The sequence below is a fragment of the Enterobacter sp. 148H3 genome (assembly GCF_034107425.1).
Classification (GTDB): domain Bacteria; phylum Pseudomonadota; class Gammaproteobacteria; order Enterobacterales; family Enterobacteriaceae; genus Enterobacter; species Enterobacter vonholyi.
The window spans coordinates 43,567-68,799 of record NZ_JAWNEI010000008.1 but is presented as its reverse complement, the minus strand read 5'-3'; the positions used below and the strand labels follow the sequence as shown (position 1 = coordinate 68,799).

The 25,233-nt window shown below is 56.8% G+C and carries 24 protein-coding genes and 1 other annotated feature; of the genes, 9 read left to right on the top strand and 15 right to left on the bottom strand.

Annotated elements, in window-relative coordinates; genetic code table 11:
• Positions 1-2: 2 nt before the first annotated feature.
• Positions 3-929, bottom strand: coding sequence for a DNA-binding transcriptional regulator DsdC (dsdC, locus tag USH94_RS13250; protein ID WP_111964359.1), 927 nt, complete (start codon positions 927-929; stop codon positions 3-5).
• A 204-nt stretch (positions 930-1,133) separates the two neighbouring features.
• Between dsdC and dsdX the strand changes: the two genes are divergently transcribed.
• Together dsdX and dsdA are read left to right on the top strand one after the other, a co-directional pair.
• Complete coding sequence (dsdX, locus tag USH94_RS13245) at positions 1,134-2,471, top strand: D-serine transporter DsdX (RefSeq protein ID WP_023309824.1); 1,338 nt, start codon at positions 1,134-1,136, stop codon at positions 2,469-2,471.
• A gap of 17 nt (positions 2,472-2,488) precedes the next feature.
• Positions 2,489-3,775, top strand: a complete 1,287-nt coding sequence (dsdA, locus tag USH94_RS13240; RefSeq protein WP_111964254.1) for a D-serine ammonia-lyase — start codon at positions 2,489-2,491, stop codon at positions 3,773-3,775.
• Positions 3,776-3,810: 35 nt separating this feature from the next.
• Here the strand turns inward: dsdA and USH94_RS13235 are convergent, their stop codons facing one another.
• The 4 genes from USH94_RS13235 to USH94_RS13220 all read right to left on the bottom strand — a co-directional run bounded on the left by USH94_RS13235 (position 3,811) and on the right by USH94_RS13220 (position 7,529).
• Positions 3,811-4,158 (bottom strand): DUF202 domain-containing protein, encoded by a 348-nt coding sequence (locus tag USH94_RS13235; protein ID WP_111964253.1) that lies wholly within the window; start codon positions 4,156-4,158, stop codon positions 3,811-3,813.
• Positions 4,148-4,495 carry a YidH family protein gene (locus USH94_RS13230; protein WP_111964252.1) on the bottom strand — a complete coding sequence of 116 codons (348 nt, stop codon included), beginning with the start codon at positions 4,493-4,495 and terminating at the stop codon, positions 4,148-4,150. The genes USH94_RS13235 and USH94_RS13230 overlap by 11 nt, the downstream gene beginning before the upstream one ends.
• A gap of 92 nt (positions 4,496-4,587) precedes the next feature.
• On the bottom strand, positions 4,588-5,910 hold the full coding sequence (locus USH94_RS13225; protein ID WP_111964251.1) for a 6-phospho-alpha-glucosidase: 1,323 nt from the start codon (positions 5,908-5,910) through the stop codon (positions 4,588-4,590).
• A complete protein-coding gene (locus USH94_RS13220) occupies positions 5,907-7,529 on the bottom strand; it encodes an alpha-glucoside-specific PTS transporter subunit IIBC (RefSeq protein WP_111964250.1) in 1,623 nt (540 codons plus the stop codon). Before USH94_RS13220 ends, USH94_RS13225 begins: the two co-directional genes overlap by 4 nt.
• 221 nt (positions 7,530-7,750) lie before the next feature.
• Here USH94_RS13220 and USH94_RS13215 point away from each other — a divergent pair, with 221 nt between their 5' ends.
• Positions 7,751-8,497 carry a GntR family transcriptional regulator gene (locus tag USH94_RS13215; protein ID WP_111964249.1) on the top strand — a complete coding sequence of 249 codons (747 nt, stop codon included), beginning with the start codon at positions 7,751-7,753 and terminating at the stop codon, positions 8,495-8,497.
• Here the strand turns inward: USH94_RS13215 and USH94_RS13210 are convergent.
• From USH94_RS13210 to ibpA, 3 genes are all read right to left on the bottom strand, one after another.
• Complete coding sequence (locus USH94_RS13210) at positions 8,465-10,126, bottom strand: putative transporter (RefSeq protein WP_111964248.1); 1,662 nt, start codon at positions 10,124-10,126, stop codon at positions 8,465-8,467. The genes USH94_RS13215 and USH94_RS13210 overlap by 33 nt on opposite strands.
• Before the next feature lie 165 nt (positions 10,127-10,291).
• Positions 10,292-10,720, bottom strand: a complete 429-nt coding sequence (gene ibpB / locus USH94_RS13205) for a small heat shock chaperone IbpB (protein WP_008500161.1) — start codon at positions 10,718-10,720, stop codon at positions 10,292-10,294.
• A gap of 133 nt (positions 10,721-10,853) precedes the next feature.
• A complete protein-coding gene (ibpA, locus tag USH94_RS13200; RefSeq protein ID WP_008500162.1) occupies positions 10,854-11,264 on the bottom strand; it encodes a small heat shock chaperone IbpA in 411 nt (136 codons plus the stop codon).
• Positions 11,258-11,329, bottom strand: a sequence feature (ROSE (Repression Of Heat Shock gene Expression) occurs in the 5'-region of heat shock genes and acts as an RNA thermometer to modulate expression.). (Overlaps the previous gene by 7 nt.)
• 248 nt (positions 11,330-11,577) lie before the next feature.
• Between ibpA and USH94_RS13195 the strand changes: the two genes are divergently transcribed.
• Positions 11,578-11,910: a YceK/YidQ family lipoprotein gene (locus tag USH94_RS13195; RefSeq protein WP_096150942.1), complete on the top strand. Its 333-nt coding sequence runs from the start codon at positions 11,578-11,580 to the stop codon at positions 11,908-11,910.
• Here USH94_RS13195 and USH94_RS13190 read toward each other — a convergent pair.
• From USH94_RS13190 to USH94_RS13180, 3 genes are all read right to left on the bottom strand, one after another.
• Complete coding sequence (locus USH94_RS13190; protein ID WP_111964247.1) at positions 11,907-13,136, bottom strand: DUF3748 domain-containing protein; 1,230 nt, start codon at positions 13,134-13,136, stop codon at positions 11,907-11,909. The genes USH94_RS13195 and USH94_RS13190 overlap by 4 nt on opposite strands.
• Before the next feature lie 50 nt (positions 13,137-13,186).
• Positions 13,187-13,999 carry a sugar-phosphatase gene (yidA, locus tag USH94_RS13185; protein ID WP_111964246.1) on the bottom strand — a complete coding sequence of 271 codons (813 nt, stop codon included), beginning with the start codon at positions 13,997-13,999 and terminating at the stop codon, positions 13,187-13,189.
• Between the two features lie 115 nt (positions 14,000-14,114).
• Positions 14,115-15,140, bottom strand: a complete 1,026-nt coding sequence (locus tag USH94_RS13180; protein WP_111964245.1) for a zinc-dependent alcohol dehydrogenase family protein — start codon at positions 15,138-15,140, stop codon at positions 14,115-14,117.
• 109 nt (positions 15,141-15,249) lie between these two features.
• Here USH94_RS13180 and USH94_RS13175 point away from each other — a divergent pair, with 109 nt between their 5' ends.
• Complete coding sequence (locus USH94_RS13175; RefSeq protein WP_111964244.1) at positions 15,250-16,185, top strand: LysR family transcriptional regulator; 936 nt, start codon at positions 15,250-15,252, stop codon at positions 16,183-16,185.
• 34 nt (positions 16,186-16,219) lie between these two features.
• Here USH94_RS13175 and gyrB read toward each other — a convergent pair whose 3' ends face one another.
• Genes gyrB through dnaA form a run of 4 tightly spaced genes read right to left on the bottom strand, consistent with a single transcriptional unit; the run spans position 16,220 to position 22,232 of the window.
• Entirely contained in the window at positions 16,220-18,631 is a 2,412-nt protein-coding gene (gyrB, locus tag USH94_RS13170; protein ID WP_111964243.1) for a DNA topoisomerase (ATP-hydrolyzing) subunit B, read from the bottom strand.
• 28 nt (positions 18,632-18,659) lie between these two features.
• A complete protein-coding gene (recF, locus tag USH94_RS13165; RefSeq protein WP_111964242.1) occupies positions 18,660-19,733 on the bottom strand; it encodes a DNA replication/repair protein RecF in 1,074 nt (357 codons plus the stop codon).
• On the bottom strand, positions 19,733-20,833 hold the full coding sequence (gene dnaN / locus USH94_RS13160) for a DNA polymerase III subunit beta (protein ID WP_008500170.1): 1,101 nt from the start codon (positions 20,831-20,833) through the stop codon (positions 19,733-19,735). Before dnaN ends, recF begins: the two co-directional genes overlap by 1 nt.
• A gap of 4 nt (positions 20,834-20,837) precedes the next feature.
• Entirely contained in the window at positions 20,838-22,232 is a 1,395-nt protein-coding gene (gene dnaA, locus USH94_RS13155; protein ID WP_010426558.1) for a chromosomal replication initiator protein DnaA, read from the bottom strand.
• A gap of 599 nt (positions 22,233-22,831) precedes the next feature.
• Between dnaA and rpmH the strand changes: the two genes are divergently transcribed.
• From rpmH to yidC, 4 genes are read left to right on the top strand one after another with little or no spacing between them, the layout of a single operon-like run.
• Positions 22,832-22,972, top strand: coding sequence for a 50S ribosomal protein L34 (gene rpmH / locus USH94_RS13150; protein ID WP_000831330.1), 141 nt, complete (start codon positions 22,832-22,834; stop codon positions 22,970-22,972).
• Between the two features lie 16 nt (positions 22,973-22,988).
• On the top strand, positions 22,989-23,348 hold the full coding sequence (rnpA, locus tag USH94_RS13145) for a ribonuclease P protein component (RefSeq protein ID WP_032640303.1): 360 nt from the start codon (positions 22,989-22,991) through the stop codon (positions 23,346-23,348).
• A complete protein-coding gene (gene yidD, locus USH94_RS13140; RefSeq protein ID WP_001307474.1) occupies positions 23,312-23,569 on the top strand; it encodes a membrane protein insertion efficiency factor YidD in 258 nt (85 codons plus the stop codon). The genes rnpA and yidD overlap by 37 nt, the downstream gene beginning before the upstream one ends.
• 2 nt (positions 23,570-23,571) lie before the next feature.
• Entirely contained in the window at positions 23,572-25,215 is a 1,644-nt protein-coding gene (gene yidC, locus USH94_RS13135; protein WP_111964241.1) for a membrane protein insertase YidC, read from the top strand.
• Positions 25,216-25,233 lie beyond the last annotated feature (18 nt).

The window sequence follows — 25,233 nt, the reverse complement described above, 5'->3', positions numbered from 1 at the left end:
CTTCAACCTGCCAGTTCTTTCAGCCAGCCGATAAAGGCGTCTATTTTCGGCCACTGACGGCCAGAAAGCGTCGAGACATAGTAGTGCTGATGGCATTTCAGGGTCTTGTCACCAAACGGGGCGATCAGCTCGCCCCGTTCGAGCCTCTTCTGCACCAGCCGCTTTCTGCCCATCGCGACGCCAACGTGATTGATGGCCGCAATAATCGCCAAATCAGAGCGATCGAAACCGATACCCGACGATGACGGCATATTCACCGCAAAGTGCTGCGCCCAGCTCAGCCATTCATCCGTACCGGAATCGTTACTCCAGGCCTGACGGTCGTGAAGCAGCGTGCAGTGGCTGAGGTTATCAGGGTTTTTCAGCAGTTCATGCTCACGGGCATACTGCGGGGAGCAGACGGGCAAAATCTCCTCGTCCATCAGTAAGTGATGAGACAGATGGTTTGGCGGCGTATCGTCGAAATAGAGCGCCAGATCGACACCCGTTCGCTGCATATTGACGTAATCATTGCCGGTCAGGATGGTGAGCGAAATCGACGGATAGCGGCGGGTAAAGTCACCCAGCATGGGTACCAGCCAGCACTGAGCGATCGACGGCCGGGAGTAGACCGTCAGCGTGCCGGACAGCGCCTGGTTTTTGATGTCCAGGATCTCCTGATTCAGGGTGTCGAGGGACGATTTTAGCGTCCAGTAAACGCGCTTTCCCTCCTGCGTCAGCTCGACTTTACGGTGCGAACGGACAAATAGCTGAATACCCAGCTCCTCTTCCAGCAGGTTGATGCGGTGGCTTACCGCGCTGGGGCTGAGCGACAGCTCCTCCGCCGCCAGCGCGAAGGATTCATGCCGGGCCGCGACTTCAAAGGTGTACATTTTCGACAGCTGCCAGCCGTTTAATAGCCGGTTTCTGGCTTCATTTGCATCGGTCATCATAATTCTCACGCGTGTTTTCTGCGCTCAGCATACCGTTTAAGGGTGAATTTATGTGACCCTAATTCAGATTAAGTGCGTTTTTTAGAGCATAGTCACTCAATTGATTCAATCTGGCTCACCTGAACGCCAATTTATATCGTTTGTCAGCCCACGCCGATTTTTCGTCCAATACCCCCAGATGACATAAGGGTGAGGTGAGATATGGGATCTCAGGTCTGGGTTGTGGCAACGCTGCTTGTCAGCATCGTGTTGATTGTTTTAACCATCGTAAAACTGAAGTTTCACCCGTTCCTCGCGCTACTGCTGGCGAGCTTTTTCGTCGGCGCAATGATGGGAATGAGCCCGCTGGATATGGTAAACGCCATCGAGAGTGGGATTGGCGGCACGCTGGGCTTCCTGGCGGCGGTTATCGGCCTTGGAACCATTCTCGGCAAGATGATGGAGGTTTCCGGCGCGGCAGAGCGCATCGGGATCGCCCTGCAGCGCTGCCGCTGGCTGTCGGCGGACGTGATTATGGTGCTGGTGGGCCTTATTTGCGGCATTACGCTGTTTGTGGAAGTGGGCGTGGTACTGCTGATCCCACTGGCGTTTTCCATCGCCAAAAAGACCAACACGTCGCTGCTCAAGCTGGCCATTCCGCTCTGTACCGCGCTGATGGCGGTGCACTGCGTGGTGCCGCCGCATCCGGCCGCGCTGTTTGTGACCAATAAATTAGGCGCGGACGTCGGAACGGTCATTGTCTACGGTTTGATGGTAGGCCTGATGGCCTCGCTGGTCGGCGGCCCGCTGTTCCTGAAACTGCTCGGCAACCGTCTGCCGTTTAAACCGGTTCCGGCGGAATTTTCAGACCTGAAGGTGCGGGAAGAGCACACCCTGCCGTCGCTGGGCGCCACGCTGTTCACGGTGCTGCTGCCGATTGCCCTGATGCTGGTGAAAACCATTGCCGAGCTGAATATGGCAAAAGAAGGCACGCTGTATACGCTGCTGGAGTTTATCGGCAACCCGATCACCGCGATGTTTATCGCCGTGTTTGTCGCCTACTACCTGCTGGGCATCCGCCAGCATATGGGCATGGGCACGATGCTGACGCATACCGAGCACGGCTTCGGCTCTATCGCCAACATTTTGCTGATTATCGGCGCGGGCGGCGCGTTTAACGCCATCCTGAAAACCAGCGGACTGGCGGACTCGCTGGCGCATATTCTCTCGAACCTGCACATGCACCCTATCCTGCTTGCCTGGCTGGTGGCGCTGGTGCTGCATGCCGCCGTAGGCTCCGCGACGGTGGCGATGATGGGCGCCACGGCGATAGTCGCGCCGATGCTGCCGCTCTACCCGAATGTGAGCCCGGAGATCATCACCATTGCCATCGGTTCCGGCGCCATTGGCTGCACGATCGTGACCGATTCTCTCTTCTGGCTGGTGAAGCAATACTGCGGCGCGACCCTGAATGAGACCTTCAAATACTATACGACGGCGACGTTTATTGCCTCGGTGCTTGCACTTGGCGGCACATTCCTGCTTTCCTTCATTATCTGAGCGCGAAGAGACGTATTATGGAAAACGCAACTATCACTACTTTAACCGCACAGTTTCCTCTGGTTGAGGATCTGATCGCCCTGAAAGAAACCACCTGGATTAACCCCCGCACCACGACGCTGGCTGAAGGGCTGCCCCATGTTGGGCTGACCAAAGCCGATGTGGACAACGCCCACGCTCGCCTGAAACGCTTCGCGCCTTATCTGGCGAAAGCCTTCCCTGAGACGGCGGCAACGGGCGGGATTATTGAATCCGAGCTGGTCGCGATTCCGGCAATGCAGGCGCGGCTGGAGAAAGAGTCCGGCAAGGCCATTCCCGGCACCCTGCTGCTGAAAAAAGACAGCCATTTGCCGATCTCCGGCTCGATTAAAGCGCGCGGCGGTATCTATGAGGTGCTGACCCACGCGGAAAAACTGGCGCTGGAAGCCGGGTTGCTGAGCGTTGAAGACGACTACAGCGTTCTGCTGGAGCCGCGCTTTAAGGACTTCTTCAGCCAGTACAGCATCGCCGTGGGCTCAACCGGCAACCTGGGGATGTCCATCGGCATTATGAGCGCCCGCATCGGCTTTAAGGTGACGGTGCATATGTCCGCCGACGCCCGCGAGTGGAAGAAAGCCAAACTGCGCAGCCACGGCGTGATCGTCGTGGAATACGAACAAGATTATGGCGTGGCGGTGGAGCAGGGACGCAAAGCGGCGGAAAGCGATCCGAACTGTTTCTTCATTGACGATGAAAACTCCCGCACCCTGTTCCTGGGTTACGCGGTAGCAGGCGAGCGGCTGAAGGCGCAGTTTGCCGCACAGGGCCGCGTGGTGGATGCGGAGCATCCGCTGTATGTCTACCTGCCGTGCGGCGTCGGCGGCGGCCCCGGCGGCGTGGCGTTTGGCCTGAAGCTGGCCTTTGGCGATACCGTTCACTGCTTCTTCGCGGAGCCCACGCACTCCCCGTGCATGCTGCTCGGGGTTTACACCGGCCTGCACGATGAAATTGCCGTGCAGGACCTGGGCATTGATAACGTGACGGCGGCGGACGGGCTGGCGGTAGGACGTGCCTCCGGCTTCGTGGGCCGCGCGATGGAGCGCCTGCTTGATGGGTTCTATACGCTTTCCGATCAGAGCATGTACGACATGCTCGGCTGGCTGGCGCAGGAGGAAGGCATTCGTCTGGAACCGTCGGCGCTGGCGGGGATGGCCGGGCCGGTGCGCGTCAGTGCCGGTGCGAACGTTACCCACGTTGTGTGGGCGACCGGCGGCGGGATGGTGCCGGAAGACGAGATGGCGAAGTATTTAGCAAAAGGCCGCTAATCGTAGGCCCGGTAAGGCGTAGCCGCCACCGGGCTTTAAAAGCTCACAATTTGCTGAATGTGAGTCACTGCGAAGAGTAAAGACAGAGACAGCACGGCCAGCGCAATCAGGAATTTATCCCGCACAGCCTTCGGCTGCACAAAGTCGTTCTGCGCCACGTCCATCAGGTTACGGCAGCGGGTATAGCGCCATAAAACAATCGCCACCAGCGCCAGCACAACAAGCGAGATCCAGAACGGCACCCCGGTGCGGTGCCAGTTGTGCTTAATCGCCAGGGCAATCAGCGCGCCATACCCCAGCAACGTACGCAGCCAGGCGAGCGACGTCCGTTCAGGCTGCAGGCCGGGGTCCGCTTCCCGTCGCGCTTTGCGGCTATCCGCCATAGAACACCAGCACCATCACCACGCCCGCCACCGCCAGCAAAACCGCGCTGATGATGAATAACCCGCGCGTATAGGGCAGATCCTGCTTCAGACGCATCGCCTTCTCATTGCGCAGCCAGCGCAGATAGCCGTAAACCGCCAGCACGCCCGCAAACAGGCACAGGAGCAGCGCCAGCACCTCGCGAATCAGCGGCGTGGCAAAATCAGGCGCGAGCTGGTCGAGACCCACCCCTGCGGCAAGGAATCCCAGCGCGGTGCGGATCCACGCTAAAAACGTGCGTTCATTAGCCAGTGAGAAGCGGTAGTCCGGCGCTTCGCCGAGGCGGGAAATTTTCATGAAGGTTCCTTGTCGTGCAACGGGCAGGCTTCAGCATAGCGTAAATCGACAAGGACAAGGAGACCGACATCGGGCGATGTCGGTCAGGACGATCAGTGCAGCTCTGGCCAGTAATCCTTATTGGCCTCGATCAGGTCATCCAGAATCGCTTTCGCGACGGACGCGCTCGGCACGGTTTTCGACAGGGTGATCGCCTGCCAGAGTTTCTGGTACGAGCGCTGCTCCCAGGCATCCACCACCAGTTTTTCCACCGCTACCTGCTGGCTCATCAGCCCTTTCTGGAAATGTGGAATATCGCCCACCGTAAGCGGCTCAGGACCGTTATGGCCCACCAGGCAAGGAATTTCCACCATCGCATCGGCATCGAAGTTATGGATGGCCCCGTTGTTAGGCACAATCAGCAGCATCCGCTCCTGGGTGTTAAAGGCAATTGCCGTCGCCAGATCGACGATGTACGACGCATGTTCATCAATTTCCAGCTCACCGGCGGAGGATTTGCCCGCCTCGATAATCGCCCGGCAGGAACTGAACACATGCTTTTCACGGTGATCCATGACCTCATTGGCGCGGGTGCGTTCCGGGTTGGAATGCGCGACCACGTAGTCCGGGAACAGGTAATACTTCAGGTAGGTGTTCGGCATGGTGTCCGGATCCAGCGCCTGCACGTCTTTTGCTTTGGCGAACGTATCGTTCCAGCTCGCTTCGGTGTGCGCATCCTCCGAAGGCGGAACATAGCCGTTTTTCGCCACGTATTCGCGCAGCTTCGGCATCAGATCGTTGCCGTTCAGGTCTTCAATCGACGTCCACCAGCCGAAGTGATTCAGGCCGTAGTAGCGCACGCGCATCTCTTTGCGGTCCTTCAGGCCGACAATCTGCGCCATGCGCCCTTCAATGCCGATCGGCATATCGCAGATGTTGAGGATTTTGGCGTTCGGACGCAGACGGCGCGTGGCTTCCGCGACAATCGCCGCCGGGTTGGAGTAGTTCAGCATCCACGCGTTTGGGGAGTACTGCTCCATGTAATCCACCAGCTCCAGCACGCCGCCGATAGAGCGCATGCCGTAGGAGATGCCGCCCGGGCCGCAGGTTTCCTGGCCCAGCACGCCGTGGCGCAGCGGGATTTTTTCATCTTTTTCACGCATTGGGTATTTGCCCACGCGGATATGCGCCATCACGAAATCGACATCGGTAAACGCCGCTTTCGGATCGGTGGTGTAGCTGAATTCAATCTCCGGAGCCTGCTCCTTAAGGATGATTTTGCACGCTTCGGCGATGGTCTCCTGACGCGCGCCGTCGTTGTCATAGAACTTCAGGGCGCGCAGCGGGAAACGGTCACGGTTGGCTAACAGCATCAGGACGATACCAGGCGTAAAGGTGCTGCCGCCGCCTGCAATGACAACTGAGAATTTTTTCATGATATAGCCTCTGTCAGGGTGGTTTGTTCATTCGTTAAGGGGGTTTTCATCAGCGATTCCAGCTGGTCGCGCACCTGAGGAACGTGCAGGCCGACAATCACCTGAATGCCGTTGCCGCGTCGCACCACGCCGTGGGCGCCGAGGGCTTTGAAGACGTCATCGCTTTGCGTTTTCGCCATATCGACCAGGGCGATGCGCAGGCGGGTGGCGCAGTTGTTGATGCTTTCGATGTTGGCCGCACCGCCAAGCGCCTGCAGGAACCCGGCGGCCTGTCCGACCTGCTGGCTGGCCGCCGCCGGGGCGGTGGTTTGCCCGCGCACCGCCTTATAGTCGGCCTTGCTGTAGAGTTTGATTTCGCTCTCTTCCCGGCCCGGCGTTTTCAGGTTCAGACGCGCAATCAGCGTTTTGAAGACCACGAAGTAAATTCCGGTGAAGCACACGCCAATGCCGATCTGGGTGAAGACCATCGCGGCGTGGTTATGGAACATCGGGATCCAGTTTTGCGGCAGGAACTGGTCCAGCAGGCCGCCGCCCATGTTGCCGACCACGCCGAAGGTGTACATCACCGTTGCCATGGTCGCCGCCAGCACGGCGTGAACGGCAAACAGCAGCGGCGAGATAAACAGGAAGGTGAATTCGAGCGGTTCAGTAATGCCCACCAGCACCGCGGTAAGCGTGGCCGGGACCAGCAGCCCCGCGACCTTGACGCGGTTTTCCGGCGACGCGGTGTACCAGATCGCCAGCGCAATCCCGATCGAACCGAACACTTTTGAGTTACCGTGCAGGGCGAAGCCGCCTTCCGGGAAGAGGGTTTTCAGCGGCAGGGTGCTCTGGCTGAATTCCTGCAGGTGCTGTGCCCAGTAGACCTGAATCCCCCCTTCCACCGCCGCCGGGCCGAAGATGAACGGACCGTAGACGAAGTGGTGCAATCCGGTTGGGATCAGAATGCGTTCCAGGAAGGTATACACCCACACGCCCAGCGCCCCGGCAGAGCGCAGGAACGCCTGCAGGGACTCAATGCCCATCTGCACTTTCGGCCAGCCCAGCAGCGTAAGCCAGGCGCAGGGGATCATGACGAAGAATGCGAGGATAACGACAAACGAGCTGCCCTGGAAAATCCCCAGAAACACCGGCAGCGGCTTGTCAAAATAGCGGTTGTGGATGCCGGTGACGATGCCTGAAATCACGATGGCCCCGATGATGCTGGTATCGAGCGTTTTGATCCCGGCAATCATCGCCAGCCCGCTACCTGCCGTCGGTTCGGCGGAGAAATCGACGCCAAAGAAGTGGCCCCAGGTCATCCCCATCGCGTTGATAAAGTAGTTCCAGGTCAGGAAACTAATCAGCACCGCCAGACAGGCGCGGCCCTGCGCCTGCTTCGCCAGGCCAATCGGCAGGCCGACGGCAAAAATCAGCGGCATATTGCGGAACACCGCCCAGCCGCCCTCTTCGATGATGTGAACAATCTGCGCGAAAAGATGATCGGGGGCCGTTAAGGCTTCGCCGACAAACAGCGGGTTGCGAAGCATGATGGCGATTCCCACCACGATCCCGGCGAACGGAAACAGCAACACCGGGGTAAACATGGCACCGCCAAAACGTTGTATTTGACTGAGCATTTTTAAATCCTCATGAAACAACCTGTAGGGGTAGAGGCCTTTATGGTTTTTTGCTGGCCTGAGGTGAGCATAAGAACTTACTGATGCGCGAACATGGCGTGCCGCTGCGATTCGTGATCGCATTCATGGTTTTATTTTGACCAATCAGGTCTACTTTTTACGGTAAATATGGACATGTCAGGACGCCATCCACGCCCTGATAAGGGCAGAGAGGTCTACTGGTGATCTACAAATCCATTGCTGACAGATTGCGGCTGCGGCTGAATTCGTCTGACTACAACATCGGCAGCCCGCTGCCGGGCGAGAAAGCGCTGGCGCAGGAATTTGGCGTGGCGCGAATGACCATCCGCAAGGCGCTGGATCTGCTGGTGAGCTGGGGGCTGGTTGAACGGCGGCACGGTAGCGGAACGTTTGTGTCGCGCAAAGACGTTCACCACGAAACCACCAACCTGACCGGGCTGGTGGAGGTGTTGCGTCAGCAGGGAAAAGAGGTGCAGAGTAAGGTCTTACAGTTCGAAGTGATGCCCGCCCCGCCCGCCATCGCCAGCCAGCTGCGGATTCAGGTGGATGAGCGGATCTACTTTTCCAGACGGGTGCGCTACGTGGACGGAAAACCGCTGATGCTGGAGGACAGCTTTATGCCGGTGAAGCTGTTTCGCAACCTGTCGCTGGCGCATCTTGAAGGGTCAAAGTTTGATTACATCGAGAAGGAGTGCGGGATCACCATCAGCGGCAACTACGAGAGCCTGACGCCCGTGCTGGCCGATAAACAGCTGGCCGGTTATATGAACCTGCCGGAACAGACGCCGCTGCTGCGTATCACCTCGCTTTCCTACAGCGACAGCGGCGAGTTCCTTAATTATTCCGTGATGTTCCGAAATACCAGCGATTACCAGGTGGACTACCATTTGCGGCGCATCCACCAGGAAGATTTACTAGCTCATCCCCCAGAACAGCACCGCCAGTAGCTGTGGAGTGATGATGCGCAGGAACATCACCAGCGGGTAGACGGTGGCATAGGAGAGCGCTGCCGCGCCGCTGGTGGCGTGCAGGTTGTTGGCAAAGGCCAGCGCGGGCGGATCGGTCATGGAACCCGCCAGCATGCCGCACAGCGTCAGGTAGTTCATTTTGGCGAACATCCGCGCCAGTATGCCCACCGTCAGCAAAGGAATCGCCGTGATAAAGATGCCGTAACCGACCCAGCTCATCCCTTCGCCCTTGTTCAGGGTGTCGACGAAATCCCCGCCGGACTTCAGCCCGACCACCGCAAGGAACAGCACGATGCCCAGCTCGCGCAGCGCCAGGTTAGCGCTTGGCGGCATAAACCAGTAGAGCTTGCCGATGCAGCCGATACGCCCGAGGATCAACGCCATAATCAGCGGCCCGCCCGCCAGACCCAGCTTGAGCGCCACCGGGAAGCCCGGCACGTACACAGGGATAGAACCGAGCAGCACGCCGAGCCCGATACCGATAAACACCGGCAGCATCTGCACCTGCTGCAGTTTCTGCTGGGCGTTGCCCACCATATCCGCCACGGCGTCAATGGACGAGGGGCGACCGACCAGGTTGAGGATATCCCCGAACTGCAGGCTGGCCTCCGGGCTGGCGACCAGCTCGACACCCGCACGGTTGAGGCGGGAGATCACCACGTCATAGCGCTCTTTTACCTGCAGATCGCGTATTTTCTTGCCGAGAACATGCTCGTTTGTTACCACCACGCGCTCCACCCGCATATCGGTGCCGCGGGTTGAGAGCGAGGTATCCACTTCCTGACCAATCACCAGCCGCGCGTTATTTAAATCCCCGGGCTGACCGACAAGGTGCAGCAGATCGCCTTGCTGAATGACGGTGCCGGGTGCGGGGACCATCAGCATATCGTCGCGCTTAAGGCGGGAGCAGATGATATTGGCGCTGTTCAGGATCGGCACGTCCTGAATCGCCATATTATTCAGATTAGGGTTATCGACCCGAATATTGATGGTTTTGATCGGCATATGGCCGTTGGTGAGCGTGGTTTCATGGTCCTTCGCCTCTTTGTCGACGTTAATGCGAAACAGGACGCGGACCAGCCACATGGAGAGCAGAATGCCGCAAATGCCAAACGGATAGGCCATGGCGTAGCTCATCCCCATCTGGTCGACAATGCCGGGTTCGATACCCAAATCGCGAAGGATCTGCTGCCCCGCGCCGAGCGCAGGCGTGTTGGTGACCGCCCCGGAGAAAATGCCCAGCACTACGGGGAGCGGGATATCGAAGATTTTGTGCAGAATCGCTGTGACCAGCCCGCCCATTATCACAATGCCGAGGGCAAACAGGTTGAGCCGTAATCCGGAGACCCGAAGTGAGGCGAAAAACCCCGGTCCCACCTGAATACCGATGGTGTAAACGAAGAGGATCAGGCCGAACTCCTGGGTAAAGTGGAGCATTTCGGCGCTCAGCACCAGCCCGAGCTTGTCGGCAAAGTGCCCGACAAAAATGCCGCCAAACAGTACCCCGCCTATCCCAAACCCGACGCCGCGGATTTTGATATTCCCTATCCACAGGCCAACAACAGCGACCAGGGCCAACACGCTTACGGTTAACGCGATATCACTCATGATCCACTTCCTTGGCATAACCTTAGTTATGCTAAGGATTCTCTCAGAGCCGTGGGCGGTTGTATGGGCGATGGCGCACAAAAAAGCCCTGCCGTGGCAGGGCTTTATCTTTTCATCCTCTCCCTGTGGGAGAGGGTCGGGGTGAGGGCACCAGCCCGCACACTGTTAACTGTTTAACGCCGGCCGGTCGCTAATGGCGATACGCTGTGGCGCGATGGCTTCCGGCACGTTACGGGTCAGGTCGATATGCAGCAGCCCGTTGGTAAACGTTGCGCCGGAGACGTCCATATGGTCTGCCAGAGTAAAGCTCAGGCTAAACGGCTGATTAACCAGCCCCTGATGCAGCCATTTGGTTTCGGTCTCTTGTTTCTCCGGCGTACCTTTCACGGTCAGACGCGTGCCTTCGAGCTGGATATCCAGATCCTCCTGGCGGAAACCGGCCAGCGCCAGGGTGATGCGATAGTGGTTATCGTCGCTTTTTTCGATGTTGTAAGGCGGAAAAGTCTGTTGCTCAGCGGTGTTTTGCAGGGCGTTAGCCAGTTTGTCAAAACCAATCCACTGACGAAGCAAGGGGGATAAATCGTAGTTACGCATACTAAATCTCCTTCTGAGAAGCGAGTTCGGCACAATTTTTTGTGCGCAGTTGTTCCTGCAAATCCAGGTGGATTCGCATATGCTCCCGTTACGGCAAGCAAGTCCGGGTGGGCCGCTCGCGCGACCCGCATAATTAGTTAATTTCGATACGACGCGGTTTTTTCTCTTCCGGAATCACACGTTCCAGTTCGATAAACAGCAGGCCGTTGACCAGGTTCGCGCCTTTCACGTGAATGTTCTCGGCTAACTGGAACTTGCGTTCAAAGTTGCGCTCGGCGATGCCCTGATAAAGGTAGGTACGTTCTTTCTGCTCGGCCGTATGGGAACCTTTCACCACCAGCAGGTTGTCCTGCGCGGTGATCTCCAGTTCGTTTTCTGCAAAACCGGCGACGGCAATGGCGATGCGGTAGTGGTTTTCGTCGACCAGCTCAACATTGTATGGAGGGTAGCCGTTGCTCTGGCTTTGGTTATTTTCTAAATGGTTAAACAGACGGTCAAAACCAATTGCAGAACGGTATAGCGGAGAAAGATCGAAGTTACGCATAAATAAAACTCCTGAAATCAGCGAGAAGTTGAAGCCTTCCACCATGGACAGGCCTTTGCGCCCCCGAACACCCATCAGGCGAGTTCGTTATCGGGCCACATCATTAAAATGGGTCTGCAATCGGCCTTTTCAAGAACGACACCTGCACTTTTTTTTGCACTTTCCTGCATCTCGCTTAGACTGGGACAACAGCACAAAGGGTTAAATTGCGATGGCTGCCACAGTGCGGGGTTATCGGGCTATCCATTTTGGATAAGGCTCGCTATAACCCTGAGTTGAAGGTCTATGCAGTGCCATTAACGATGACTGAGTGATGATGAAAAATGTTCTGATAAAGCTGACGACGTTCAGCGGGGTTGTTTTACTTTGCGGGTGTTCGAGCGTGATGTCTCACACCGGCGGTAAAGAAGGAACATATCCGGGGACGCGAGCCAGCGCGACGATGCTCTCCGATGACGATACAAACTGGGGCACAAAATCCCTGGTAATCCTCGATATGCCGTTTACGGCCGTGGCGGATACGCTTCTGCTGCCGTGGGATATGTTTCGTAAGGACAACTCCGTACGCTCACGGGTAGAAAAAAGCGAGCAGGAGAATCTGGCGACAAACGCCGTCATCCCGCCCGCTGACATGCCTCCACGCTAGCGCTGCGCGGTTTCCGTTACCCAAAGCTGACGGAAACCGGCTGTCTCTTCCATCCATGCAATAACGCGCCCGTCCGGAGAAAACACGACCGCATCAGCAGATGGCGGATTGCCGTGATCGGACGTCAAAAACGTCACCTCTCCGGTCTGTGCGTCGCAGCACGCGATCCTATTTTCGAGCACAAACCCCAAACGATCGCCGGAAGGATGCCAGTTAAATGCAGACTGGATATCGCTTCCGTTTCGCGTCAACTGGCGCGGCTCGCCGCCCTCCGGCGAGATCAGCCACAGCTGCACAATGCCGTTATCATCCCGCATCAGAAACGCAATCTGTGTCCCCTGCGGATTACTGCGAACCCAGTGACGCGGCACGTTTACCAGACCCGGATACGCCCTCTGATGCGTAAAGGTTAAACGACGCTGTTCTACTCCCGCTGGCGGCGCTGGCAGGGTATCCGTCGTGCCCTGTAGCGGCGCATCGCCCGCACGCTTCCAGCCCTGCTCGTCTTCGGGCAGATTAACAATAAAAAGTTCAGGCACTTTCTCGCCGGTTGCAGACAGGGTATCGCCGATAAACGCCAGCCTGTCGTTGCCCACCCAGCCCTCTTCGTAAGCGCGGTTAATCTCGTCGCTGCCCGGCTGCGGATTGGGCGTCGTGCGGCTGACCAGCACGCTCCAGTAAGCGCCCGGGTATTCACGGGGATGGTTCCCCTGCGGGTTTACCGGACCGAAAGGCGCCGCCACGCCGACGTTGCGTAAATCAAGTTTAGGATCGCGCTCGTGGAGCACGTGGTCGTTATAGGTAAAGCTGACGAGCAGGCCGTTCGGGCTGAAGACATGGACGTGGCTTCCGCCGCGCAGCGCGCCAGGAGTGTACGGCGAAGTGATATCCATCGCGTCCAGGTTGCTCAACTGGCCGTGATGCGCAATCACCCCCTGACGATGATGAAAATCGTAGTGCCAGTCTGCATCCGGGTTTTTCGGACCGTGGATAAACACGTATTTTTCCTGCGTGGGATGAACGGTCACCACGCCGACGTGCGCGCCGTCAGTGGCGCGATAAACCACCTCCACCTCACCCGTGCCGACGTTGACCCGCTCGATGGTTTCACCGGTGAACGACGCACCTGACGGGCGCACGTCATAGACCAGCCACTGGCTGTCCGGCGTCCAGGTATTGATGTTGGTCAGCTGGTGGTTGCGGGAAGCGAAGGTGATTTGTTTCATGAGGATACCCTGATGCACAGTTATCGCATCAGGGTATAGCAAGCGGGTGTTTAGTTCAGCACAAACTTCTCAATCGCGTAGGCAACGCCGTCTTCCAGGTTGGATTTGGTGACAAAATTAGCCACTTCTTTCACCGACGGAATAGCGTTTTCCATCGCCACGCCCATGCCCGCGTATTCAATCATCGCGATGTCGTTTTCCTGATCGCCCAGAGCCATGATTTCATCCGGCTTAATGCCCAGCGCGTCAGCCAGCGATTTAACGCCGGTGCCTTTATTGACGCGTTTATCGAGTATTTCGAGGAAGTACGGCGCACTTTTCAGCACGGTGTATTTCTCTTTCACCTCGGCCGGAATGCGTGCAATCGCCTTATCCAGGATCTCCGGCTCGTCGATCATCATCACTTTCAGGAACTGGGTCGCCGGATCCATTTTCTCGGCTTCACAGAACACCAGCGGAATGGTCGCAACGTAGGATTCATGTACCGTGTAGTAGCTGATATCACGGTTGGCGGTGTAAAGCGTATTGCGATCGAGGGCGTGGAAGTGGGAACCCACCTCACGGGACAGTTTTTCCAGGAACCGGTAGTCGTCATAGTTCAGCGCGGTTTGCGCAACCGTACTGCCATCTGCGGCTTTCTGCACCAGCGCGCCGTTATAGGTGATGCAGTAATCACCCGGCTGATTCATGTGCAGCTCTTTCAGGTAGCTGTGCACGCCAGCATACGGACGCCCCGTGGTCAGAACCACATTCACGCCCTTTGCGCGCGCCGCGGCGATCGCGTTTTTAACAGCTGGAGAGATGGTGTGGTCCGGCAACAGCAGCGTGCCGTCCATATCGATTGCAATGAGTTTGATAGCCATGAGTTCCCCGGAATAAATGAGTGCTGCCTCATGCTAACGCGATTAAACACACAAAAATAGAGCTACATTGCGCAACAGGAACACCCCTTTTACGTTTATCCCGGGGAACAAAGGCTTACTCGCGGGTGAGAACGATTTTACCAAACGCGCCGCGATCCAGATGTTCAAGTGCCTGTTCAAGCTCGTTAAAGCGGTAGCGATGCTCAATCACCGGCTTCAGTCCCGTGACGTCAACAGCGCGAACGAAATCTTCCAGCGCCCTGCGGTGTCCTACGCCGATCCCCTGAATGACGGGAGATTTCAGCAACAGTTCGCCAGCAGAGAGTGAAATGTCAGTTCCGGCCAGCACGCCAATGACCGATATGCGTCCATGAACGGCAACGGCGCGCAGGGAATGCTTCAGGTTCTCGCCCCCCACGGTTTCAATAATATGGTCAATGCCGCGATCCTGAGTCAGCGCCAGCGCCTCTTCAGCCCAGTCGCCTTTCAGGCGGTTGATGCCCTGGCTGGCCCCCAGCGTTTTGGCCAGCGCCAGCTTTTCATCGCTCCCGGACGTAACAATGACCTCTGCGCCGTGCGCTTTGGCAATTTGCAGGGCGAAAATCGCCACGCCGCCCGTCCCCTGTACCAGCACCGATTGCCCGGCGCGCAGCTGGCCGCGTTCCACCAGCGCGAACCAGGCGGTAAGCCCTGCACAGGGTAAGGTGCTGGCCTCTGCGTCATCCAGGGTTTCCGGCGATACCGCCAGCGCGTCTTCCTTCACAATCACATATTCGGCCAGCATTCCCTGGAAGTATCCGCCGGACGTTCTATAGGGCAAATTGCGCGCGTCCGCCTGCGGTTTACCGTCGATCCACTCCGGGAAAAAGGTTGAGATAACGCGAGCGCCAGGCTGGAAACGCGTGACGCCTTCACCAACGCTGTCTACGACGCCCGCCATGTCAGACGCCGGGGTAAACGGGAAGGAGAGCGGAATCGGCATCGTGCCTTCAATCACCATTTTATCGCGATAGTTGAGCGCAACGGCATTCACCCGCACGCGTACTTCACCCGGGCCTGGCTGTGGAATGGGCTCCTGAGTGAGTGTGAGGCTCTCGCGCCCGAGGGCGTTCATCGTCCAGCGTTGCATTGTCTCTGTCATTTTTCTCTCCTGCGATCAAATAAGCTTCAGTACCGACAGTCTAGCGTTGACTCTTCGTCACCAGTGGCGATAAGTTTTCTCTTTATTGATGCCTGAATGGATACAATCCATGACCGATACGCTGAAAGATATTCCTGTTTTTGTCGCTGCCGTGGAGGCAGGAAGCTTTGCACAGGCCGCAGTTCGCCTGCACCTGTCGCGCTCGGCGGTGGGAAAAAGCATTGCTCGCCTTGAGGAACGCCTGGGAGTACGGCTCTTTCAGCGCACCACCCGCAGCCAGAGGCTGACCGATAACGGCGCCCTTTTTTATGAACGCTGCCTGCGCGCGCTGGAGGAGATTCGGGGCGCAGAGTCGCTGCTTGAAACGGGGAAACAGCAGGTCAGCGGCCGCCTGCGCGTTGCCATGCCGGTACTCTTTGGCCGCCAGTGCGTCGCGCCGCTGTTGATTGAACTGGCGCAGGAACACCCCGGGCTTGAGCTTGAAATGTCGTTCAGCGACCGCGTGGTGGATCTGGTGGAGGAAGGGTTTGATATGGCGGTGCGTAACGGCACGCTTCAGGACAGCAGCGTGCTGGTCGCCAGAAAGCTGGGAGAACACCGCATGGTGCTGTGCGCCACGCCGGAGTATCTGCTGAAGAAAGGCCAGCCACAAAGCGTTAATGATTTATCCCAGCATACGGCCATCAACTATTTGAGCGCAGGCAGAGTGTTGTCCTGGCAGCTGATGGATAACGAAGGAACGTCGCACACCTTTACACCCCGGTCATCACTCAATATGGATGATTTGCAGGCGATCTGCGACGCTGCGCTGGCCGGACACGGCATTGCATGGCTGCCCTGCTGGATGGTCGTTAAAGAAATCCATCAGGGTAAACTCGTCCCGCTCCTGAAGCAGGCACCGGATGTGCATTTCAACGTTCATGCCGTGTGGCAGCAGACGCCGCATCTGCCGCTAAGGGTAAGAATTGCGATCGATACGCTGGCGAGCCGTTTACCTTCCGTGATGTCGCTGGATATGCCTGCGCCCACAAAAAAGCCGCGCTAAACGCGCGGCCAGTTATCGTGCGGTATCACGTCGATTAAATATCGATATTTGCCGCTTTCAGGGCGTTCTCTTCGATGAAGGCACGACGTGGTTCAACCGCATCGCCCATCAGGGTGGTGAACAGCTGGTCTGCAGCAATCGCGTCCTTAACGGTAACGCGCAGCATGCGGCGGCTTTCCGGATCCATGGTGGTTTCCCACAGCTGCTCCGGGTTCATTTCGCCCAGACCTTTATAGCGCTGGATCGCGAGGCCGCGACGGGACTCTTTCACCAGCCAGTCCAGCGCCTGCTCGAAGCTGGCTACCGGCTGACGACGTTCGCCACGTTCGATGAACGCATCGTCTTCGATCAGGCCGCGCAGCTTCTCGCCGAGCGTGCAGATACGACGGTATTCCGGACCGGTCACAAATTCGTGCTCCAGCGGGTAGTCGGTGTCGACGCCGTGGGTACGCACGCGAACGATCGGCTCGAACTGCTGATCGGCATTCTGCTGAACATCGCATTTCCACTGGCTGCCGTGCTGCTCTTTTTCGTTCAGATCGGTCACCAGGGCGTTCACCCAGCGGGTGACGGTCTGCTCGTCGCTCAGATCGGCTTCGGTCAGGGTTGGCTGATAAACCAGTTCCTTCAGCAGCGTTTTCGGATAACGGCGTTCCATACGCGTGATCATTTTCTGTGTGGCGTTGAACTCGGATACCAGACGCTCCAGCGGCTCACCGGCCAGTGCAGGGGCGTGCGAGTTCGCGTGCAGGGTCGCACCATCAAGGGCGATCGCGATTTGGTACTGATCCATCGCTTCGTCGTCTTTAATGTACTGTTCCTGCTTGCCTTTTTTCACCTTGTACAGCGGCGGCTGTGCAATGTAGACGTGGCCACGCTCAACGATTTCAGGCATCTGACGATAGAAGAAGGTCAACAGCAGCGTACGAATGTGCGAGCCGTCGACGTCCGCATCGGTCATGATGATGATGCTGTGGTAGCGCAGTTTGTCCGGGTTGTACTCGTCACGGCCAATGCCGCAGCCCAGCGCGGTGATGAGGGTCGCCACTTCCTGTGAAGAGAGCATCTTGTCGAAGCGCGCCTTCTCAACGTTGAGGATTTTACCCTTCAGCGGCAGGATAGCCTGGTTCTTACGGTTACGGCCCTGCTTCGCAGAGCCGCCCGCGGAGTCCCCTTCCACGAGGTACAGTTCGGACAATGCCGGGTCGCGTTCCTGACAGTCAGCAAGTTTGCCCGGCAGGCCTGCCAGGTCCAGCGCGCCTTTACGACGGGTCATTTCACGCGCTTTACGCGCCGCTTCACGGGCACGCGCCGCATCGATAATTTTGCCCACCACGATTTTCGCGTCGGACGGGTTTTCCAGCAGGTATTCGCTCAGCAGTTCGTTCATCTGCTGCTCAACCGCCGATTTCACCTCAGAAGAGACCAGCTTATCTTTGGTCTGTGAGGAGAACTTCGGATCCGGCACCTTCACGGAAACCACGGCAATCAGGCCTTCACGGGCATCGTCACCGGTGGCGCTGACTTTCGCTTTCTTGCTGTAGCCTTCTTTGTCCATGTAGGCGTTCAGGGTACGGGTCATCGCCGCACGGAAGCCGGCAAGGTGAGTACCACCGTCACGCTGTGGAATGTTGTTGGTAAAGCAGTAGATGTTTTCCTGGAAACCATCGTTCCACTGCAGCGCCACTTCCACGCCGATACCGTCTTTTTCGGTGGAGAAGTAGAAGATATTCGGGTGAATAGGCGTTTTGTTCTTGTTCAGATACTCAACGAACGCCTTGATACCGCCTTCGTAGTGGAAGTGGTCTTCTTTGTTATCACGCTTGTCGCGCAGGCGAATCGAGACGCCGGAGTTCAGGAACGACAGTTCACGCAGGCGTTTCGCCAGGATGTCGTACTCGAACTCGGTGACGTTGGTGAAGGTTTCGAGGCTCGGCCAGAAACGCACCATGGTACCGGTTTTGTCGGTGTCGCCCGTAACGGCCAGCGGTGCCTGCGGCACGCCGTGCGTATAAAGCTGACGGTGGATTTTGCCTTCGCGCTGGATAACCAGCTCCAGCTTCTGCGACAGGGCGTTTACTACCGAAACACCTACGCCGTGCAGGCCGCCGGAAACTTTATAGGAGTTATCGTCGAACTTACCGCCTGCGTGCAGGACGGTCATGATCACTTCCGCTGCAGAGACGCCCTCTTCCGGGTGAATACCGGTTGGGATGCCACGACCGTCATCGGTGACGGAGACGGAGTTGTCCGCATGGATGGTGACCACGATGTCTTTACAGTGACCCGCGAGCGCTTCGTCGATAGCGTTATCTACCACCTCGAATACCATGTGGTGCAGACCGGTGCCGTCATCCGTGTCGCCGATATACATACCCGGGCGCTTACGCACCGCATCCAGCCCTTTCAGGACTTTGATACTGGAGGAGTCATAAGAATTCGACATCAACGTTTCTCGCTCATTTCAACTTGGGTTAATCCGTTATTTTACCCTTTTCCACGGTAAACATCTTCGAATTTTCGTCCGACATGTCTATAACGTGTTCAGCGCTTATCGCGCTAACGAAAACCTGCGACTGCGTGGCTTTTAAGCGGCTGGCAAGCAGCCCGCGCCGCGCGTCGTCAAGTTCCGAGGCAAAATCATCTATCAGGTACAGGCAGCGTCTTCCGCTCTCGCGGGTGAGAAACTCTCCCTGTGCCAGGCGCAGCGCACACATCAGGAGCTTGAGCTGCCCGCGCGACAGCGTGTCTTCCACCGGCGCACCGTCAGCACGAATGCGGAAATCCGCCTTGTGCGGGCCGTGCGCGGTATAGGTCAACATGCGGTCGCGCTCGAAGTTTCTCTCTAACACCTCGGCATAGTCCGTCTCTTTTTCCCAGCCGCGCTGGAAGGAGAAGGTGAGAGAGAATTCAGGTAAAAACTGTTTGCAGGTGTCGGCCATGTCTTCGGCGATACCAGCGCTGTATTCGGCACGCCAGCGGCTGATCTGTTCCGCGAGAGGGATTAACTCCATGTCCCACGGACGCAGCTGGGGGTAGCGCGTCACCTGGCGCAGCGCGGCGTTACGCTGCTTGAGCAGACGCTTCAGGTTGCTCCAGGCGTTAAAGAATCCGGCTTCGTTGTGAAAGCATCCCCAGTCGAGGAACGCTCTTCTGTATTTGGGGCCGCCGTTGAGTAAAGTAAACCCCTCGGGCGTTATCAGCTGCATCGGCATCAGCAGCGCAAGCTCCGCCACTTTATGGCCGTCAGTGCCGTCGATGCGCACCTTGCTGTCGCCCTGCTTGTCTTTGGTCAGGCCGATGGCGGTCTCCCGCTCCGTACCCTGCAAACGCCCGTGCAGAACAAAGGATTCCTGCTCGTGGCGAATAACGCGACCAATCTGCAAACTGCGAAACGCCCGACCGTGGCCGAGCGTATAGATGGCCTCAAGCACGCTGGTTTTGCCGCTGCCGTTTGCGCCAACCAGGAAGTTAAAGCCAGGGGATAAAGCGAGATCCGCGCTTTCGATATTGCGAAAGTCGCGGATCAACAGACGGGTGAGCGACATTACAGTCTCATTGGCATGACAACATAGGCAGCCGACTGTGATGCGGCATCTTCAATCTGTACGCTTGAAACGGAGTCGGTCAGCAGAATGCGCACGTTTTCGCATTTCAGCGCATTCAGCACATCCAGTACGTAGCTGACGTTAAAGCCGATTTCCATCTCAGCCCCGGCGTAGGTGACGTCCAGAATCTCTTCTGCCTCTTCCTGCTCCGGGTTGTTAGCGGTGATTTTGATCTGGTTTTCACTCACGTACAGGCGCACGCCGCGGAATTTCTCGTTAGAGAGGATGGCGGCACGGGCAAAGGCCTGCTTGAGGCTGTCGCAGCCTGCTTCCAGCGTTTTGTCCGGATTCTTCGGCAATACGCGGCGATAATCCGGGAAACGACCGTCAACCAGCTTAGACGTGAAGACAAAATCACCCACGTGTGCACGGATGTTGTTGCTGCCGATCTGCACGCGCAGCGGCGTGTCGCCACCGTCGAGCATACGCATCAGCTCAATCACCCCTTTACGCGGCACGATCACCGAATGGTTTGGCAGTGAGTCGCCAATCGGCATAGAACAGACCGCCAGACGGTGGCCGTCGGTTGCCACGGTACGCAGCTCTTCACCTTCGGTTTCGAACAGCATGCCGTTTAAGTAGTAACGAACGTCCTGATGCGCCATGGAAAACTGCGTGGCTTCAATCAGACGCTTCATCGTCGCCTGAGGCAGGGTGAATTCAACTTCGCTCTGCCAGTCGTCCAGGTTCGGGAAGTCCGCTGCTGGCAGCGTGGAGAGCGAGAAACGGCTGCGGCCAGAACGCACCAGCATACGGTCGCCTTCCAGCTGCACGGCGATTTCAGCGCCTTCCGGCAGCCCGCGGCAGATATCAAAGAATTTACGTGCCGGAACCGTGGTCGCGCCCGCGTCGTGCGGCTGCGTCAGCGTAACGCGCGCGATCATTTCCATTTCCAGATCTGTACCGGTCAGCGACAGCGTACCGTCCGCGACCTGAAGCAGCAGGTTTCCGAGAATAGGCAGCGTTGGGCGACCGCCTAATGGGCCACTCACCTGTTGCAGCGGTTTTAATAAATGTTCACGTTCAACGGTAAATTTCATAGCGTCACGATGATAATGTTCTGATTAGATTGGAAAAATCTTCTTTTATGTCGTGGCTTTCTTCGCGTAACTGCTCAATCTTGCGACAAGCGTGCAGTACGGTCGTATGGTCACGGCCACCAAACGCATCCCCGATTTCCGGCAGACTGTGGTTGGTTAACTCCTTTGCCAGCGCCATCGCCATCTGACGCGGACGCGCCACCGAGCGGGAACGACGTTTAGACAGTAAATCTGCCACTTTGATCTTGTAGTACTCAGCCACCGTCTTTTGAATATTGTCGATAGTGACCAGTTTTTCCTGCAATGCCAGCAAATCGCGCAGCGCTTCACGCACAAAATCGATGGTGATCGCACGACCGGTGAAGTTGGCATTGGCGATAACGCGGTTCAGTGCCCCCTCCAGCTCACGGACGTTGGAGCGCAGACGCTTGGCAATGAAGAACGCCACTTCACCCGGCAGGCGAATGTCATTTTCATCGGCTTTCTTCATCAGGATCGCGACGCGGGTTTCCAGCTCCGGTGGCTCGATCGCCACGGTCAGGCCCCAGCCGAAGCGGGATTTCAGACGATCTTCAACGCCGTTGATCTCTTTTGGGTAACGATCCGAGGTCAAAATGATCTGCTGATTGCCTTCCAGCAGGGCATTGAAGGTGTGGAAAAACTCTTCCTGCGATCGTTCTTTATTGGCAAAGAACTGGATGTCATCGATCAGCAGCGCGTCAACGGAACGATAGTAGCGTTTAAACTCTTCGATCGCATTGTTTTGCAGGGCTTTTACCATGTCCTGAACGAAGCGTTCGGAGTGCATATACACCACTTTGGCATTGGGCTTGCGCGCCATGATGCCGTTGCCCACCGCATGCAGCAGGTGCGTTTTACCCAGACCCGTGCCGCCATAAAGGAACAGCGGGTTGTAGGCTCCACCGGGATTATCAGCAACCTGACGAGCCGCCGCGCGCGCCAGCTGGTTCGATTTACCTTCAACGAAGTTATCGAACGTGTGTTTCACGTTAACGTTAGAGCGGTAGGTTGGCTCAGCCGGTGCAGGGACATTATCCCAGCCCTGACGAGCGGGTGCGACGCGAGGGGCCGGAGCAGGAGCGGCCTGAGCAGGCGCTGCGACGTTCACGGTTTCACGTACGGTTTGGGTGACCGGCTTTGTGCCCACTTCAAAGCGCAGCTGCGGGGCATCTGACCCACAGAAATCGTTCAGCAGTCCATTGATGTTATTAAGGTACTTGTCCCTTACCCAATCGAGCACAAAACGGTTTGGCGCATACAAAGCCAGCGTGTTATCGCTCAGTTCCGCCTGCAACGGGCGGATCCACATACTGAATTCTGTGGCTGGTAACTCATCCTGCAATCGGGCAAGACACTGCTGCCAAAGCGAAAGTGACACGGCGGACTCCACTCGAACAATAAAAGAAAACTATTGAATATTCATGATTGTTGGCGCACATCGACATGACCCTGTGTAAAGGGGGACGTGCGAATTGCTATCTGCAATTTATCCTGACCAGGATCCTGGGATCCCGATCGGGACCGCGGATCATAGCCTAAACTGAGCCAGAGATCTTCTGTTTCTCACAGATTCTTCCCGATTTATCCACAGGAAGATCCAGAACCGGGTAAGTGTAAACGATCCTGGCGCGAGTGCCCCGCGATTTAGTCCGCATATTGGAAAAATTAATGAGCACAGACAATTTATTGCTTAAATGATCTAACGAAGATCCGGGACGATCCTTGCGCTTTGTCGGTGAGCCCGTATAATCCTCGACCCGGCGCGTGATGCTCATCTTCCTGCGTCGTCCGTTGCTCATTTTCCACGCGAAAACGTGCGGAAATACGCGGGAAATAAGGAAAGAGAATTGACTCCGGAGTGTACAATTATTACAATCCGGCCTCTTTAATCACCCACGCTGAGGCGTTAGTCGTTCGAAACTCGTTCGGGTATACGCAAAAGTCAGTGAATTTATTCAAGTTTAGGTAGAAATCGCCATGAAACGCACTTTTCAACCGTCTGTACTGAAGCGCAACCGTTCTCACGGCTTCCGTGCTCGTATGGCTACTAAAAATGGTCGTCAGGTTCTGGCACGTCGTCGTGCTAAAGGCCGCGCTCGTCTGACCGTTTCCAAGTAATAAAGCTAACCCCTGAGTGGTTAAGCTAGCATTTCCCAGGGAGTTACGTTTGTTAACTCCCGCTCATTTCACTTTCGTCTTCCAGCAGCCACTACGGGCTGGCACGCCGCAAATCACCATCCTCGGCCGCCAAAATTCGCTGGGGCATCCCCGCATCGGTCTCACAGTCGCCAAGAAAAATGTTAAGCGTGCGCATGAACGCAATCGGATTAAACGTCTGACGCGTGAAAGCTTCCGTTTACGTCAGCACGAACTGCCTTCAATGGATTTCGTGGTGGTGGCTAAAAAGGGGGTTGCCGACCTCGATAACCGTGCTCTCTCGGAAGCGTTGGAAAAATTATGGCGCCGCCACTGTCGCCTGGCTCACGGGTCCTGATAGCCCTCATTCGGGTCTATCAACGCCTGATTAGTCCGCTACTCGGGCCGCACTGCCGTTTCACACCAACATGCTCAAGCTACGGAATTGAGGCATTGCGCAGGTTTGGAGTGATAAAAGGCAGTTGGTTGACGGTGAAACGCGTATTAAAATGCCACCCTTTACACCCCGGTGGAGACGACCCCGTCCCTCCAGGACCCTTTGATACCAGAGAACACTAACGATGGATTCGCAACGCAATCTTCTTATCATCGCTTTGTTGTTCGTGTCTTTCATGATCTGGCAGGCATGGGAGCAGGATAAAAATCCTCAACCCCAGCAGCAGACCACGCAGACTACGACCACCGCAGCGGGTAGCGCCGCCGACCAGGGCGTACCGGCCAGTGGCCAGGGGAAACAGATTACGGTTAAGACCGATGTGCTTGAGCTGACAATCAACACCCGTGGTGGTGATGTTGAGCAGGCGCTGCTGTTGACCTACCCGAAAGAGCTGAAGTCTAACGAACCGTTCCAGTTACTGGAAACCACGCCTGAGTTTATCTACCAGGCGCAGAGCGGCCTGACCGGTCGTGATGGCCCGGATAACCCGGCTAACGGTGCGCGTCCACTGTATACCGTCGAGAATGACACCTTTGTGCTGGCTGATGGCCAGAACGAACTCGTTATCCCGATGACCTATACCGACGCCGCAGGCAACACCTTCACCAAAACCTTCACCCTGAAACGCGGTGAGTATGCGGTGAACGTGGGCTACAGCGTACAGAACACCAGTGCGAAACCGCTGGAACTGTCCACCTTTGGCCAGCTGAAGCAGTCCATCAATCTGCCGTCTCACCGTGACACCGGAAGCAGCAACTTTGCGCTGCATACCTTCCGTGGCGCGGCGTACTCCACGCCAGACGCGAAGTATGAGAAATACAAATTCGACACCATTGCCGATAACGAAAACCTGAACGTCAGCGCTAAAGGCGGTTGGGTGGCAATGCTGCAGCAGTATTTCGCCACTGCGTGGGTGCCAAATAACGACGGTACCAACAACTTCTATACCGCGAACCTGGGCAACGGTATTGCAGCCATCGGCTACAAATCTCAGCCGGTTCTGGTACAGCCGGGTCAAACCGGTAAGCTAGCAAGCACCCTGTGGGTCGGCCCGGAAATTCAGGACAAAATGGCCGCTGTTGCGCCGCACCTGGATCTGACCGTGGATTACGGTTGGTTGTGGTTCATCTCTCAGCCGCTGTTTAAGCTGCTGAAGTTCATCCACAGCTTCCTGGGTAACTGGGGCTTCTCCATCATCGTTATCACCTTCATCGTTCGTGGCATCATGTACCCGCTGACTAAAGCGCAGTACACCTCCATGGCGAAGATGCGCATGCTGCAGCCGAAGATTCAGGCAATGCGTGAGCGTCTGGGCGATGACAAACAGCGCCAGAGCCAGGAAATGATGGCCCTGTACAAAGCAGAGAAAGTGAACCCACTGGGCGGCTGCTTCCCGCTGCTGATTCAGATGCCAATCTTCCTTGCGCTGTATTACATGCTGATGGGTTCCGTTGAGCTGCGCCACGCGCCGTTCGCCCTGTGGATCCATGACCTGTCCGCACAGGACCCGTACTACATCCTGCCGATCCTGATGGGCGTGACGATGTTCTTCATCCAGAAGATGTCGCCGACCACCGTGACCGACCCGATGCAGCAGAAGATCATGACCTTTATGCCGGTCATCTTCACCGTGTTCTTCCTGTGGTTCCCGTCAGGTCTGGTGCTGTACTATATCGTCAGCAACCTGGTGACCATCATCCAGCAGCAGCTGATTTACCGTGGTCTGGAAAAACGTGGCCTGCATAGCCGCGAAAAGAAAAAGTCCTGATTCGGTAAGTTAACGCTA

Bases quoted from the DNA above. Each gene is read 5' to 3' on its own strand.
- yidD (WP_001307474.1), top strand. From the start codon at position 23,312: ATGGCGCCGCCACTGTCGCCTGGCTCACGGGTCCTGATAGCCCTCATT.
- USH94_RS13180 (WP_111964245.1), bottom strand. From the start codon at position 15,140: ATGACAGAGACAATGCAACGCTGGACGATGAACGCCCTCGGGCGCGAG.
- yidA (WP_111964246.1), bottom strand. From the start codon at position 13,999: ATGGCTATCAAACTCATTGCAATCGATATGGACGGCACGCTGCTGTTG.
- gyrB (WP_111964243.1), bottom strand. From the start codon at position 18,631: ATGTCGAATTCTTATGACTCCTCCAGTATCAAAGTCCTGAAAGGGCTG.
- dsdX (WP_023309824.1), top strand. From the start codon at position 1,134: ATGGGATCTCAGGTCTGGGTTGTGGCAACGCTGCTTGTCAGCATCGTG.
- USH94_RS13225 (WP_111964251.1), bottom strand. From the start codon at position 5,910: ATGAAAAAATTCTCAGTTGTCATTGCAGGCGGCGGCAGCACCTTTACG.
- USH94_RS13175 (WP_111964244.1), top strand. From the start codon at position 15,250: ATGACCGATACGCTGAAAGATATTCCTGTTTTTGTCGCTGCCGTGGAG.
- USH94_RS13230 (WP_111964252.1), bottom strand. From the start codon at position 4,495: ATGAAAATTTCCCGCCTCGGCGAAGCGCCGGACTACCGCTTCTCACTG.
- USH94_RS13195 (WP_096150942.1), top strand. From the start codon at position 11,578: ATGATGAAAAATGTTCTGATAAAGCTGACGACGTTCAGCGGGGTTGTT.
- dsdC (WP_111964359.1), bottom strand. From the start codon at position 929: ATGACCGATGCAAATGAAGCCAGAAACCGGCTATTAAACGGCTGGCAG.
- rpmH (WP_000831330.1), top strand. From the start codon at position 22,832: ATGAAACGCACTTTTCAACCGTCTGTACTGAAGCGCAACCGTTCTCAC.
- USH94_RS13235 (WP_111964253.1), bottom strand. From the start codon at position 4,158: ATGGCGGATAGCCGCAAAGCGCGACGGGAAGCGGACCCCGGCCTGCAG.
- dsdA (WP_111964254.1), top strand. From the start codon at position 2,489: ATGGAAAACGCAACTATCACTACTTTAACCGCACAGTTTCCTCTGGTT.
- USH94_RS13220 (WP_111964250.1), bottom strand. From the start codon at position 7,529: ATGCTCAGTCAAATACAACGTTTTGGCGGTGCCATGTTTACCCCGGTG.
- dnaN (WP_008500170.1), bottom strand. From the start codon at position 20,833: ATGAAATTTACCGTTGAACGTGAACATTTATTAAAACCGCTGCAACAG.
- yidC (WP_111964241.1), top strand. From the start codon at position 23,572: ATGGATTCGCAACGCAATCTTCTTATCATCGCTTTGTTGTTCGTGTCT.
- ibpB (WP_008500161.1), bottom strand. From the start codon at position 10,720: ATGCGTAACTACGATTTATCCCCCTTGCTTCGTCAGTGGATTGGTTTT.
- USH94_RS13210 (WP_111964248.1), bottom strand. From the start codon at position 10,126: ATGAGTGATATCGCGTTAACCGTAAGCGTGTTGGCCCTGGTCGCTGTT.
- USH94_RS13190 (WP_111964247.1), bottom strand. From the start codon at position 13,136: ATGAAACAAATCACCTTCGCTTCCCGCAACCACCAGCTGACCAACATC.
- recF (WP_111964242.1), bottom strand. From the start codon at position 19,733: ATGTCGCTCACCCGTCTGTTGATCCGCGACTTTCGCAATATCGAAAGC.
- ibpA (WP_008500162.1), bottom strand. From the start codon at position 11,264: ATGCGTAACTTCGATCTTTCTCCGCTATACCGTTCTGCAATTGGTTTT.